Annotated in this window: 12 protein-coding genes; 5 read left to right on the forward strand and 7 right to left on the reverse strand. The window is 60.8% G+C overall.

Going from position 1 to position 11998, the window contains the following annotated elements:
• Positions 1-68 precede the first annotated feature (68 nt).
• Positions 69-1079 (forward strand): MBL fold metallo-hydrolase, encoded by a 1011-nt coding sequence (locus EDF70_RS07545; RefSeq protein ID WP_132272753.1) that lies wholly within the window; start codon positions 69-71, stop codon positions 1077-1079.
• A gap of 170 nt (positions 1080-1249) precedes the next feature.
• Here the strand turns inward: EDF70_RS07545 and EDF70_RS07550 are convergent, their stop codons facing one another.
• On the reverse strand, positions 1250-1759 hold the full coding sequence (locus EDF70_RS07550) for a type II toxin-antitoxin system PemK/MazF family toxin (RefSeq protein WP_132272754.1): 510 nt from the start codon (positions 1757-1759) through the stop codon (positions 1250-1252).
• 266 nt (positions 1760-2025) lie between these two features.
• Here EDF70_RS07550 and guaB point away from each other — a divergent pair, with 266 nt between their 5' ends.
• The 3 genes from guaB to EDF70_RS07565 all read left to right on the forward strand — a co-directional run bounded on the left by guaB (position 2026) and on the right by EDF70_RS07565 (position 5066).
• Complete coding sequence (guaB, locus tag EDF70_RS07555; protein WP_132272755.1) at positions 2026-3519, forward strand: IMP dehydrogenase; 1494 nt, start codon at positions 2026-2028, stop codon at positions 3517-3519.
• Positions 3520-3629: 110 nt separating this feature from the next.
• Entirely contained in the window at positions 3630-4067 is a 438-nt protein-coding gene (locus EDF70_RS07560) for an MAPEG family protein (protein ID WP_245519092.1), read from the forward strand.
• A 120-nt stretch (positions 4068-4187) separates the two neighbouring features.
• Positions 4188-5066, forward strand: a complete 879-nt coding sequence (locus EDF70_RS07565; protein WP_132272756.1) for a dienelactone hydrolase family protein — start codon at positions 4188-4190, stop codon at positions 5064-5066.
• 2 nt (positions 5067-5068) lie between these two features.
• On the opposite strand, the gene EDF70_RS07570 is transcribed toward EDF70_RS07565, so the two are convergent.
• The 4 genes from EDF70_RS07570 to EDF70_RS07585 form a co-directional block, all read right to left on the reverse strand.
• Positions 5069-6304 (reverse strand): MFS transporter, encoded by a 1236-nt coding sequence (locus EDF70_RS07570; RefSeq protein ID WP_132272757.1) that lies wholly within the window; start codon positions 6302-6304, stop codon positions 5069-5071.
• Positions 6305-6670: 366 nt separating this feature from the next.
• Positions 6671-7561: a hydrogen peroxide-inducible genes activator gene (locus EDF70_RS07575; RefSeq protein WP_132272758.1), complete on the reverse strand. Its 891-nt coding sequence runs from the start codon at positions 7559-7561 to the stop codon at positions 6671-6673.
• Positions 7562-7661: 100 nt separating this feature from the next.
• Positions 7662-7937 carry a ribbon-helix-helix protein, CopG family gene (locus EDF70_RS07580; RefSeq protein WP_245519138.1) on the reverse strand — a complete coding sequence of 92 codons (276 nt, stop codon included), beginning with the start codon at positions 7935-7937 and terminating at the stop codon, positions 7662-7664.
• 65 nt (positions 7938-8002) lie between these two features.
• Positions 8003-8953 (reverse strand): LysR substrate-binding domain-containing protein, encoded by a 951-nt coding sequence (locus EDF70_RS07585; protein ID WP_132272760.1) that lies wholly within the window; start codon positions 8951-8953, stop codon positions 8003-8005.
• Positions 8954-9142: 189 nt separating this feature from the next.
• On the opposite strand from EDF70_RS07585, the gene EDF70_RS07590 reads away from it, so the two are divergent.
• Positions 9143-9436 (forward strand): DUF1127 domain-containing protein, encoded by a 294-nt coding sequence (locus tag EDF70_RS07590; RefSeq protein WP_132272761.1) that lies wholly within the window; start codon positions 9143-9145, stop codon positions 9434-9436.
• Positions 9437-9514: 78 nt separating this feature from the next.
• Here the strand turns inward: EDF70_RS07590 and EDF70_RS07595 are convergent, their stop codons facing one another.
• Positions 9515-10375, reverse strand: a complete 861-nt coding sequence (locus EDF70_RS07595; RefSeq protein ID WP_132272762.1) for a DUF937 domain-containing protein — start codon at positions 10373-10375, stop codon at positions 9515-9517.
• Between the two features lie 191 nt (positions 10376-10566).
• Positions 10567-11940, reverse strand: coding sequence for a glutamate--cysteine ligase (locus tag EDF70_RS07600; RefSeq protein WP_132272763.1), 1374 nt, complete (start codon positions 11938-11940; stop codon positions 10567-10569).
• Positions 11941-11998 lie beyond the last annotated feature (58 nt).

An 11998-nucleotide genomic window follows, 5' to 3' on the forward strand; every position in this document is an offset into this window, starting at 1 on the left:
GCATTTCTATCTTTTCCCTCGGGACGGTCCTGCTTCGCTCGGCCGGTGGAAAAACGATGGAGAACATCATGACACGCTTTACGATCGATCGCAGGACGATGCTTGGAACTGCCGGTCTCGGTGTGCTGGCCGCACCGGCCATTTTGTCGGGCCAGGCTGCAGCGCAGACCGCGCAAGCCGGCGCCGAAGCCAACAAGGGATTGCCCATGGATCATGCCATGCCACCGGAAGTGAGCCGCTTCAAACTCGGTGATTTCGAAATCCTTGCCATTCGTGATGGTTTTGGCGCGCTGCCGAAGCCGAACGAAACCTTTGGCACAGATCAAGCGCCGGATGCAGTGGCCGCCCTGCTTGAAAAGAACTTTCTCCCCGCCGACCAATTCGTCAACAGCTATGCGCCTGTCGCCATCAACACTGGTAGCGATCTGATCCTGTTCGATACCGGCTTCGGTGAGGGCGGTCGGCCTAAGGGCAATGGCCGGCTGATCGAAGGCCTCGCCGCTGCCGGTTACAAACGCGAGGATGTCACCATCGTCGTCCTCACCCACATGCATGGCGACCATATCGGCGGCCTGATGGAAAAGGGCGCACCTGCCTTCCCGAATGCCCGTTATGTCGCCGGCCAGGTCGAATATGATTTCTGGACCGATACGGCCCGCGTCGGCACGCCGGCCGAAGGTGGCCACAAGGGCGTGCTCGCCAATGTCAAACCGCTGGCCGAAAAGACCACTTTCATCGGAGACGGCACGGATGTCGTCACCGGCATCACCAGCATGGCCGCCTTCGGCCATTCGCCGGGCCACATGGTGTTCAACGTCGAATCCGCCGGCAAACGCCTCGTGCTGACGGCCGATACCGCCAACCACTATGTACTCTCGTTGCAGAAGCCCGACTGGCAGGTGCGTTTCGACATGGACAAGGCCAAGGCAGCGGCAAGCCGCCGCAAGGTGTTTGACATGATCGCAACCGACAAGGTGCCCTTCCTCGGTTACCACATGCCGTTCCCGGCGGTCGGTTATGCCGAAAAATTCGAGGACGGTTATCGCTTCGTGCCAAAAAGCTACCAGTTCGATCTCTGATCGCGCGGCGCTTTAAACGACCAAAGCCACCCCGAAGGGTGGCTTTGGCTTATATGTCCCTTTCGGGAGACGGTGGCGTGTTTCCATGCCCCGCAGATAAAGTATATTTAGTTCTTATCGGGATGCGCGTCAATGGTGTGTTGTCCAGCGATGCCACGCCGCCAGCCGCCTCACTTCTGAGTGGGTAGATCAATCTCTATGACGACCTCATCGGTAATGATGGTCCGTCCGGAAGTGTCCGTGAACGTGCTTGTTTCCTTTATCAAAATCTCTGGATTTGGCTTTTGCGCCCACCCAGCCATGCTGGCATGACACTTCTCAAGTATCGGAGAGAGTTCATCCATAGCGATTCTGGGCGGGTTCCTGTTGACGAAATCCAGCCGCGAGGTTGCTACGGTCATGGGGTGGTCGCAGACAACCCAGCATCGTCGCCCGTTGATCTTGTCGCTTGTTGCCTTTGATAACTCTACGCTGTTCTCGTAGCTCTGGTTATCATCATCGGTAGTTATGGGTAGAACGATGACCTTCCCATGCAACATGTTCTTTCGAGAAATGACCACGACGGGTCGTTTTTTCCAGAACTCAGGAATGTGGATCATGTTCTCTGGGTGCAGAGCACACCAGTAAAGGCTGCCAACCTTCGGAGCGGCTTTAATCTTGACGGGGTATCTCGTTGCCATGAGCGCCGAATGGGCCGGAGATCGTTTGAGTGAAAGTTTTGCGGTTAAACCAAGGGTAGAATTATAAAATTATTGCTCGCATCTTTGCTGGGGCAAGTCAAGCTATGCAATCCCGGCGGGTCTCCCCTCCGGGATTTTTCTGTTCCCAATCTGTCATGAACGTGTTACCAGCCCTCGCCAACTTCCATGTATTTCATGCAGAAGAAGCCGGACGGGGATTTTCCCTTTTCCGGAGGATTCTGCCTATCCAACTGAAGGAATTGGCAATGGCACGCATCGTAATCTCGGCAACCGGCGCGGAAGCGCTTACCTTCGACGATGTGCTCCTGCAGCCGGGGCACTCGGAAATCATGCCGGGCCAGACCAACATTTCCACCCGTATCGCCAAGGATATCGACCTGTCGCTGCCGATCCTGTCGTCGGCCATGGACACGGTCACCGAAAGCCGTCTGGCGATTGCCATGGCGCAGTCGGGCGGCATGGGCGTCATCCACCGCAACCTGACCCCGATCGAACAGGCCGAGGAAGTTCGCCAGGTCAAGAAGTTCGAAAGCGGCATGGTCGTCAACCCGGTGACGATCGGCCCGGATGCCACGCTTGCCGACGCCCACGCGTTGATGAAGGCGCATGGCATTTCCGGTATTCCGGTCGTTGAAAACGGCGGCCGTCCGGGCCGTCTGGTCGGTATCCTCACCAACCGCGACGTCCGTTTCGCCTCCGATCCGTCCCAGAAAATTTTTGAACTGATGACGCGCGACAACCTGATCACGGTCAGGGACGGTGTCGAGCAGGCTGAAGCCAAGCGCCTGCTGCACACCAACCGCATCGAAAAGCTGCTGGTTGTCGATAATGAAGGCCGTTGCGTCGGTCTCATCACCGTCAAGGACATCGAGAAGTCGCAGCTCAACCCGAATGCCGCCAAGGATGCGCAGGGCCGCCTGCGCGTTGCCGCCGCCATCTCCACCGGTGACGATGGCGTCGAGCGCGCCGAACGCCTGATCGATGCCGGCGTCGATGTCATCGTCGTCGATACGGCTCACGGCCATTCCCAGAAGGTTCTGGATGCGGTCGCCCACGTCAAGAAGATGTCGAACGCCATCCGCATCATTGCCGGCAATGTCGCCACAGCGGAAGGCACCAAGGCGCTGATCGATGCCGGTGCCGATTGCATCAAGGTCGGTATCGGTCCGGGCTCGATCTGCACCACCCGCATCGTCGCCGGCGTCGGCGTGCCGCAGCTCGCAGCCGTCATGGCGGCCGTCGAGGAAGGCAACAAGCACGGCATTCCGGTCATCGCCGATGGCGGCCTGAAGTTTTCGGGCGACGTCGCCAAGGCAATCGCCGCCGGTGCATCGGCCGTCATGGTCGGTTCGCTTCTGGCCGGTACCGATGAAAGCCCGGGCGAAGTTTACCTCTACCAGGGCCGTTCGTTCAAAGCCTATCGCGGCATGGGTTCCGTCGGCGCCATGGCGCGCGGCTCGGCAGACCGTTATTTCCAGGCGGAAGTGCGCGACACGCTGAAGCTTGTGCCGGAAGGCATCGAGGGCCAGGTTCCATACAAGGGCCCGGTCTCGGCCGTGCTGCACCAGCTGGCCGGTGGCCTCAAGGCTGCCATGGGTTATGTCGGCGGCAAGGACATCAAGGACTTTCAGGAAAAGGCGACTTTCGTGCGCATTTCCGGCGCCGGTCTTCGCGAAAGCCATCCGCATGGCGTGACCATCACCCGCGAAAGCCCGAACTATCCGGGCGTCAGCTCGTAAGCGCCCAGGCGCATTCGCGAGAAACTCTCCACCGATTTCGGGCGGGCCGGGCATGTTGCCCGGCCCGTTTTCGTGTCAGAACACCGGCTAAAAGCTGGAGGACCAAGCCGATGACATCAGACCTGTTGCTGACTGACACAACCGCCATGTTCTGGCCGATGATCGCGCATGCGTTCCTCGTTTTCATTCTGTATTACATGCTGTCGAAGCGCCGTGTCGCCGCCGTGAAGTCCGGCACATTCGATGCACGGCAGTTCAAGGAAAACCTGTCGGAACCGCCGGAAAGCCTGCTGGTGCACAACAATCTGAAGAACCAGTTCGAGCTGCCGATGTTGTTCCATGCCGGCGTCCTGGCCATCTTCGTCAGCAATGCCGACAATATCATCACCATTGCGCTTGCCTGGATCTTTGTGCTGTCGCGGTATGCGCATTCCTATGTGCACATCACCAGCAACCGGCTGCTTCTGCGCCGCCCCCTGTTCATGGTCGGTTTTCTGGCGACCGTGCTGATGTGGGGCTGGCTGGCCATCTGGCTGGCGACCTCCTGATTGTGCTGAAGCGGCGCCTGCCTCACGCATTCGTGTAGGGTGGGCGCCACGGCGCTGCGTCGCCATGTCCAGAACTCTGCTCTACCTTCGCTTCATCGTTTCACGAGAGGAGCAGGCATCATGGACAAGAAGCCCAAAGTCACGCAGGCGATGATTTCCGCCTATGACGAATACACCCATCTCCATCTCGACCGCAGAAAATTCATGGAGCGGCTGACGGTGCTGGCCGGTTCCGGTGCGGCCGCTGCCGCCATCGCCCCCATGCTGGCCGCCAGTGGTGCACAAGCCGCCGTTGTCGCTGTCGATGATGATCGCCTCACCACCAAAAGCGTCGTTTTTCCCGGCGCGACCGGCGAGATGAAAGCCTATTGGGCACGCCCGAAATCGGCCAGCGGCCCGCTTGGCTCGATCATCGTCATCCATGAGAACCGTGGCCTCAACGAGCATATCCGCGATGTCGCCCGCCGCGCCGCACTCGAGGGCTTCAATGCGCTCGCCGTCGATTTCCTCTCTCCTGTCGGCGGCACTCCGCCGGATGAAGACAAGGCGCGCGAACTGTTTTCCACCCTCGATCCGGCAAAGACGGCGGCCGATGGAGAAGCGGCGCGCGGCTGGCTTGCCGGCCACGAGGGCGCAAACGGCAAGGTCGGTGCGATCGGCTTCTGCTGGGGCGGTGGTCTGGTCAACCGCATGGCGGTGAACTCGCCGGATCTGAATGCCGGCGTGGCCTATTACGGCCAGCAGGCGCCGGCCGCCGATGTGCCAAAGATCAAGGCGCCGCTGATGCTGCATTACGGCGGCCTCGACGAGCGTATCAATGCGGGCATTCCGGCCTATCGCGAGGCGCTGGAAAAGAACGGCAAAACGTTCGAGATCTTCGTTTATGAGGGCGTCAACCACGCCTTCAACAACGATACGTCCTCTGCCCGTTATGACAAGGCGGCCGCCGATCTCGCCTGGAGCCGCACGATCGGTTTCTTCAAGGCCAATCTCGGTTGAGCCTATCTGGCGGGGGAAGCGGAATGCGTCTCCGCCGGCCGCACCAGATGGCAGAACAAGGCACCGCCCGCCAAAAGCACGGCGGTGCCGATGAATACGGCCGGCATGCCGATATGCCCACCGACAAACCCGCCCGAAACCGGCCCCGCGACCTGACCGACATATTGCGCCGAAATCGACAGGCCGAGAATGGCGCCGGTTGCGCTGTCGGGCACATTGTGGCGGATGACGGCGGTGATGCAGGGCAACAGCCCGCCGAGCGCCAGCCCCATCAGGAAGCGTAAAAATATCAGCTGCCAGCTTTCGGTGACAAAAGCCTGCGGGATCAAAAGCACGGCCGCCACCGCCAGCGTCATGGTGATGACGCGCCAAGTGCCGATGCGGTCGGCCAGCTTGCCCAGCCGCGAGGCGGACAGTACGCTGCCCAGCGCTGCCGCCGACATGACGAAACCGGCGGTGATCGTCACCTGCGCCGGGTCAGTCACCAGTTGTGCCACATAAACGGTGATGATCGGCTCGATCGACATATTGGCGAACATCAGCAGCATGCCGGTAAACAGCATGGCGACAACCGGCCCCTTGTGCGGCAGCGAGCGAAACCCGCCGCTGCTTTTCGCCGCCTGTTTGCGTGTCGACGATTTTTCCTCGCGGATCAGAAACAGCGTGGCGAGAAAGGCGAAAAAGATGGCGGCCCCGGCACATAGGAACGTCGCACGGATGCCGATCAGCTGCGGCAGAACTCCGCCGATCAGCGGCCCGACGAGATTGCCGGCCATGATGCCGGCCGACAGCGTGCCGAGTGCCCAGGCGGAACGGTCCTTTGGCGTCTGCGCCGCCACAAGAACCATCGAGCCGGATGCGTAACCGCCGGCAAGTCCCACCACCAGCCGCAATGCTACCAGTTGCCACACGGTGGTCGCCATGCCCATCAGCGAGATGGCAATGGTCATGCCGATCGCGGCACGCACCAGCATCAGTTTCCGTCCATAGATATCGCCGAGGCGTCCCCAGATGGGGGCGACGAGCGCTGCGGCAAGGAAGGTCGCGCCATAGGCGATGCCGGACCATTGCACGATGGCGGCATGGTCGGTGAGGCCGAGTTCCTCGACGTAAAGCGGCAGGAAGGGCAGGAGCAGCGTCATCGCCACGATGGTGGTGAACGAGCCGGTGAGGCAGACGAACAGATTGCGTTTCCAGTGAATGGAGCCGGCGGCGGGGCTGGTGGTGGCGTCTGTCATGGGGGCTCGGGAGGTGTGGCGGGGCCTTGGAGTTTAGGCGCAAGGGGGCAATGCGCCAAGCCGGGATGGGGCAGGGGCGGTACGGGATACTGGCGTTTGTGTTGAGGCAATGCATTGCGGAACCATCGATCCACGAGAAGGCTGATGGCCGGGTAGTGAGCCCCTCACTTGCGATTTCTAACACTTAGCCTTTGGCTAAGATGTTGAAATCGCTTTCTCTCCCTCAAGGGGAGAGATAAGGGCCGCAGCGTTTTTTCCTCTCCCCTTGCGGGAGAGGATAGCAAGTCCGCGAGAGGCAAGGCCGATCGCTGGACGCGCTTGGTGAGGGGTGTTTTGCCAAATCCGGACAAGGGATACCGCCAACCCTCAACCCCGACTACACGCCAAAATCGCCGCCCCCAGCGCCTCCATATCCTTGGTCCTCCCGCTTGAGCGCCGCCAGATCAACCCGATCTGCCGCGATGGGACCGGCTCGGCAAAAGGCACGATGCGCAGGTCGTTGCGAGCCGCTTCGGTGGCGATCGCCATTTCCGGGATCAGCGTCATGCCCATGTCATGCGAGACCATCTGCAACAACGTGGTCATCGAGGTGGCGCCAAAGTTGACGAGGCTGCGTTTTCCGGCCGTGCCGCACACGGCCAGCGCCTGATCGCGCAGGCAATGGCCTTCCTCCAGCAGCAGCAGCCGTTCGGCATCCACCTGCGTTTCGGTCAAGGGCGAGGTCAGCACATCGCTGTCATTATTGGCCATCGCCATGAAAAACCGGTCGGCAAACAGCGGCCGGCTCTCCAGCCCATCGCCATCGATCGGCAGCGCCGCAATCACCGCATCGATACGGCCTTCGCTGAGGTCGGCGATCAGCCGGTCGGTCACTGCCTCGCGCAACTCGATTTCCACATCGGGATGGTTTTCGCGCAAGTGCGGCACCAGCGCCGGCACCAGATAGGGGGCGACGGTCGGAATGATGCCGATCCGCGTCAGGCCCTGCAAAACACCGCCGCCATCGCGTGAAAACTCTTCCAGCCCGGCGACATCCTCAAGAATGCGCCGCACCCGCTGCAACACGGCTTCGCCCTTGGGGGTCAGCAACACGCCGGAGCGGTGGCGCTCCACCAGCAACGTGCCGAGATGCTCTTCCATCTCCATGATCTGCGCCGACAGCGCCGGCTGGCTGACATTCACCATGGCGGCCGCCTTTCCGAAATGGCGTGCAGCGGCCAGCGCTTCGAAATAGCGCATCTGGCGCAATGTCAACATGATAGGGTTTTCCGATCGCAACGATGCCTAGTATGCGGCGGAAGTTATCGGATGAAGTCGGGGCAGGCAACGTCCTTATCAAGGCCGCGGGGGAGTTTAGTCAGCCCGCTCGTTTCGCCCGTCTGGCTTCGGCGGCTTCGATGATCGCATAGGATTCCTTCAGCACATCATCAAAATCGACGGACAATCCCGCATCCAGCTCAGCCAGCCCCGCCGCTTCATCCAGAATAATCGCGCCTTCCTGCTCGGCATAATGTTCCAGCGCCCGACGCATCACCGTTGCGCGATCTTCCTTCACGGCCGCAGCAACACGGTCGAGGACCTCAATCAGGTCTTCGGGCAAATCCAGCTCGATCTGAAGTTCTTTCGTTGCCATCGGCAAAATCCTCAGCCGTTACGTGGCCACGCTGCATCCGATGTGACGCGAAGTCAACGATCGCCTCACCAGCCCGGCATCACCTGCGCCATCCGTGGTCGTACCAGCCGCGTCACCGTCTTCATGTCGCCGTCGATATCGTCGGAAACCGGGGCGGGCGAGATGTTGTCGAGGCAGGCGGTGATGTGGTCGGTGATGGCGTTGAGCAGCGATGGCGACAGGCCGGGGCGTTTCATCAGGCCGATCTGCACCGGCGGCAACGGCGGAAAACCGTCGGCCGAGGTCAGCACCTTCATGCCGGTGCGCAGCGCCGATTCCGGCAGAACGGAAACCGCAAGCCCGGTCAAAACGGCGGCGGCAACAACGGTCGCCGACCAGCTGGTGAACAACACCTGGTAATCGCGGCCATCGGCATCGAGCGCCGAACAGGCCAGTTGCCGCCACAGGCAATCACGCCGACCGACGGCGAGCGGCACCGGCGCATCGTCCTTCAGCGGGTGGTTGGCGGAGCCCACCCAGCACAAAGGCTCGGTGCGCACCACGTCGGAAACCCGCAGGCGCGGATTGTGGGTGACGAGCGCGATATCCAGCTCGCCGCGCGCCATCTTTTCGGCCAGGCTCGGCGAAGGTTCGCAGACGATGTAAAGCTCGACATTCGGATGTGTCTTGGCGAACCGCCCGATGATTTCCGGCATGTAGCGGTCGGCATAATCGTCCGGCGTGCCGATCCGCAGCGTGCCTTCCAGACGGTTGTCGTCGAAGGCGGCCATTGCCTCGTTGTTGAGGCGGATGATGCGGCGTGCGTAATTCAGCAGCTTGTCGCCCTCGGCGGTCAGCTTGTTGCCGCGCCCGTCCTTCATGAACAGCTGCTTGCCGACCCGTTCCTCAAGCCGGCGCATCTGCATGGAAACCGCCGATTGCGTCTTGAACACCCGGTCGGCCGCCTTGGTGAAACTGCCGGTGTCGACAATGGCGACAAAGGTGTGCAGCTGGTCGATATCGAGGGGTGCGGCCATGGCGATGATCCATCAGGGTGTTTGATGCTAACCATTAGAAACATTCGTTGGACTGATCAATAGTGATCTTACATAACGAAACGCAATTCCAGAGCAACAACGCTTCGAAAGAGCGAAGTTCCCCTGACCGCCTGCCGGCCATTTGCAGCGCCGGAGCGGTCTTTCCCGTGCCTTAGAGAGGACAAGGCCATGCGCATGAACGAACGGATGACACAACACGGAATGCTTGGAGCCCCGCGCGGCACGACGTTTTCGGCCCGTTTGAACGCGCGAATTGTGGCCCTGTGGCGTGCCTTGAAAAATCGCGTGGCGCTCAATCCGCTGCTCGATCTCGATGACCAGCAACTGGATGACATCGGCCTCACCCGTCGCGATGTCGAGCAGGCACTCACCCATTCCGGCGTGCTGGACGATCCCTATCACCATCTCTCCTCCGCCCGGCAGCGCGGTCGCCGCGCCTACATGCTGTCGCTGGAGAGATGAAACGGTTTTTCCCCGCAGGGTCATGCCAATAGCCCTGCCTTTGCCCGGCCCGGTTTTCCGCGCCGGGCTTTTTTATGCTCAGTGTTTTTCCATCGGGCCGAGATAGCGGTCGAAGATCGCTTCCATGTTTTTCTGGTAGCTCTTGTGCACGTCCAGCCCGCTGTCGAACATGCTGTTCATCGCATCCATCAGCGGGTTGGTGGAAGCGGTCTCCGCGCTCGGGGAAGGGGCGGTTGGCCGGCCCATCGGCTGGGCGCCAAAACTGCCGGCCATCATCTCCTGAAAGCTTTTGGCGAAGGGATTGTCGGCAAACGGGTTGAAGGCTGTTGCCTGTGGCTGTTCGGCCTTTTCCAGCCCCCACATGGCGCGCATTGTCTTGGCATAAGGGTTGTCGAAGGCGGATGGGAATGTGTCATTGTCGTGGGCGGCGGTTTTCGAGGCAGCCTTGCCAAACCCCATCATCTTCATCCAGTGCTGGCCGATCGCCGCCATCGGATAGATGTCCGTATCGCCCAGCTGCCCGGTCGCCTGCTTGAACAGCCCGCCCATCATAGCGCCGGCCATGGCCGGCATCATCCGCTTGAACACGTCCTGACCGATGCCGGTAAACTGTTCCGCCTGCGCCGCGATGGCGCGGGACACGTCCTTGGAGCCGAACAGGCGCTCCAGCACGATATTGCCATCCGCCTTGCCCTGATCGGTGAAGGCCTTGCCGACATCCTCGAAATATTTGCCGTAAGCGCCGGAAAACATCGCCGCCATCAGCGGGCCGACGTCGTAGGGGTTGGCGGTGGTGCGTTTGAGGCCGGATGAGAAAGCCGGCACCAGCGCCGCAATCGCTTCCGCCGCCTGTTCCTGCGCCAGCCCGAACTGTTTCGCCAGCGCCTCGGTGACAGCGCCGTTCTGGGCTTTCAGCATCATCTCGAACAACGGCAGCATCTGCCCAACCTTTCCGGAAACAAATCGCCTATGGCCCGGCGATTATCTCGCTCAAGGCCATGCAGCGCTTTGATGTCGCGCACCGAGCTGTCGAAAATCGATGAAATTCTACAAAGCGATGCGCAACACTATACCGGGAAAGTCTTTGCGCGAAACTTGGTTCCTTATTCGCGCAAAGGGTGTCGACGGATTTAGTACTGGTAGTGTTCGAAAACCGGATCGACACTGTTCAGCCAGCTGCCGTTGTAAAGCGTCAGCAGTTCCTGCGCCAATGTCGCCTTGTTCTTCAGGATGCGATCAAGCGGCGCCAGATAGATGCTTTCGTCGGCGCCTTCGGCATTGCGGTAATCGCGGGCTTTCAGGCCGGCCGAAGAGATGTCGAGAATATCGCGGGCGACATCGAACAGCGGCGTGCCGCGCAGTTCCGACGAAAGGCCGACGGTCGGCACGGCGTCGCGCAGCGACTGCACATCCTCGAAGGTCCAGTTGGCGGTCATCGCCTCGGCGGCCTCGAATGCCGCGTCGTCATAGAGAAGACCCACCCAGAAGGCCGGCAGCGCCGAGATATGCGACAGCGGGCCGCCATCGGCGCCGCGCATTTCGAGGTAACGCTTCAGGCGCACGTCGGGGAACAGCGTGGAAAGGTGGTTGGTCCAGTCGCCGAGCGTCGGCTCCCAGTCTTCGATCTTGCCCTTCAGCGCGCCATCCATGAACTGGCGGAAGGTGATCTCGGTACAGTCGCGATAACGGCCATCGCGAACGATGAAATACATAGGCACGTCGAGCGCCCATTCCACGTAACTGTCGAAACAGAAACCCGGCTCGAAGGCGGCGCGCAACAGGCCGGAGCGCTGGTTGTCGGTATCGCCCCAGATATCGCCGCGCCAGGAGAGGAAGCCGTTCGGGCGGTTTTCGGTAAAGGGAGAGGCAGCAAACAGCGCGGTTGCCAGCGGCTGCAGCTTCATCGACAGCGACAGTTTTCGCGCCATGTCGAGTTCCGAGCCGAAATCGACATTCACCTGGATCGTGCAGGTGCGGTACATCATGTCGAGACCCTTGCTGCCGACCTTCGGCATGTAGCGGGTCATGATGTCGTAACGCGATTTTGGCATGCGCGGCGTTTCGGAAAGCGACCATTTCGGGCTGCCGCCGATGCCGAGGAAACGGATGCCCATCGGGTCGGCCACTTCCTTCAGAACGGCCAGATGGTGTTCCGTTTCGGCCTGCGTCTCGTGCAGCGTCTTCAGCGGCGCGCCGGAAAGCTCGAACTGGCCACCCGGCTCGATCGAGATCGCGCCCATGCCGTCCTTTTCGCCAAGGCCGATGACTTTGCCGGCATCGATGATCGGCTCCCAGCCGAGCTTGTCCTGCATGCCCTTGAGAAGCGCGGAAATGCTGGCTTCGCCTTCATAGGGAACAGGGCCAAGACTATCGGTGAAAAAGCCGAACTTTTCATGCTCCGTGCCCAGCCGAAAGTTCTCCTTGGGCTTGGCGCCACCGGCCAGATAGGCCGAGAGTTCGGACACCGAAGTGAGGGGAGTGTGATCGGTGGTATCACGTGCCATGAAGAGTACCTTTTGGAGTGCCGTATTTTTGACGAACGTCCGGCTGCTTGAACCGCTT

Origin of the sequence: Neorhizobium sp. JUb45, from assembly GCF_004343585.1 — a bacterium.
Taxonomy (GTDB): Bacteria; Pseudomonadota; Alphaproteobacteria; order Rhizobiales; family Rhizobiaceae; genus Neorhizobium.

Excerpts from the sequence above, each read along its gene's own strand:
- EDF70_RS07550 (WP_132272754.1), bottom strand. The coding sequence starts at position 1,759 with ATGGCAACGAGATACCCCGTCAAGATTAAAGCCGCTCCGAAGGTTGGC.
- EDF70_RS07580 (WP_245519138.1), bottom strand. The coding sequence starts at position 7,937 with ATGGCAACGAAAGAACTTCAGATCGAGCTGGATTTGCCCGAAGACCTG.
- EDF70_RS07585 (WP_132272760.1), bottom strand. The coding sequence starts at position 8,953 with ATGGCCGCACCCCTCGATATCGACCAGCTGCACACCTTTGTCGCCATT.
- EDF70_RS07600 (WP_132272763.1), bottom strand. The coding sequence starts at position 11,940 with ATGGCACGTGATACCACCGATCACACTCCCCTCACTTCGGTGTCCGAA.
- EDF70_RS07590 (WP_132272761.1), top strand. The coding sequence starts at position 9,143 with ATGCGCATGAACGAACGGATGACACAACACGGAATGCTTGGAGCCCCG.
- EDF70_RS07565 (WP_132272756.1), top strand. The coding sequence starts at position 4,188 with ATGGACAAGAAGCCCAAAGTCACGCAGGCGATGATTTCCGCCTATGAC.
- EDF70_RS07595 (WP_132272762.1), bottom strand. The coding sequence starts at position 10,375 with ATGCTGCCGTTGTTCGAGATGATGCTGAAAGCCCAGAACGGCGCTGTC.
- guaB (WP_132272755.1), top strand. The coding sequence starts at position 2,026 with ATGGCACGCATCGTAATCTCGGCAACCGGCGCGGAAGCGCTTACCTTC.
- EDF70_RS07570 (WP_132272757.1), bottom strand. The coding sequence starts at position 6,304 with ATGACAGACGCCACCACCAGCCCCGCCGCCGGCTCCATTCACTGGAAA.
- EDF70_RS07575 (WP_132272758.1), bottom strand. The coding sequence starts at position 7,561 with ATGTTGACATTGCGCCAGATGCGCTATTTCGAAGCGCTGGCCGCTGCA.
- EDF70_RS07545 (WP_132272753.1), top strand. The coding sequence starts at position 69 with ATGACACGCTTTACGATCGATCGCAGGACGATGCTTGGAACTGCCGGT.
- EDF70_RS07560 (WP_245519092.1), top strand. The coding sequence starts at position 3,630 with ATGACATCAGACCTGTTGCTGACTGACACAACCGCCATGTTCTGGCCG.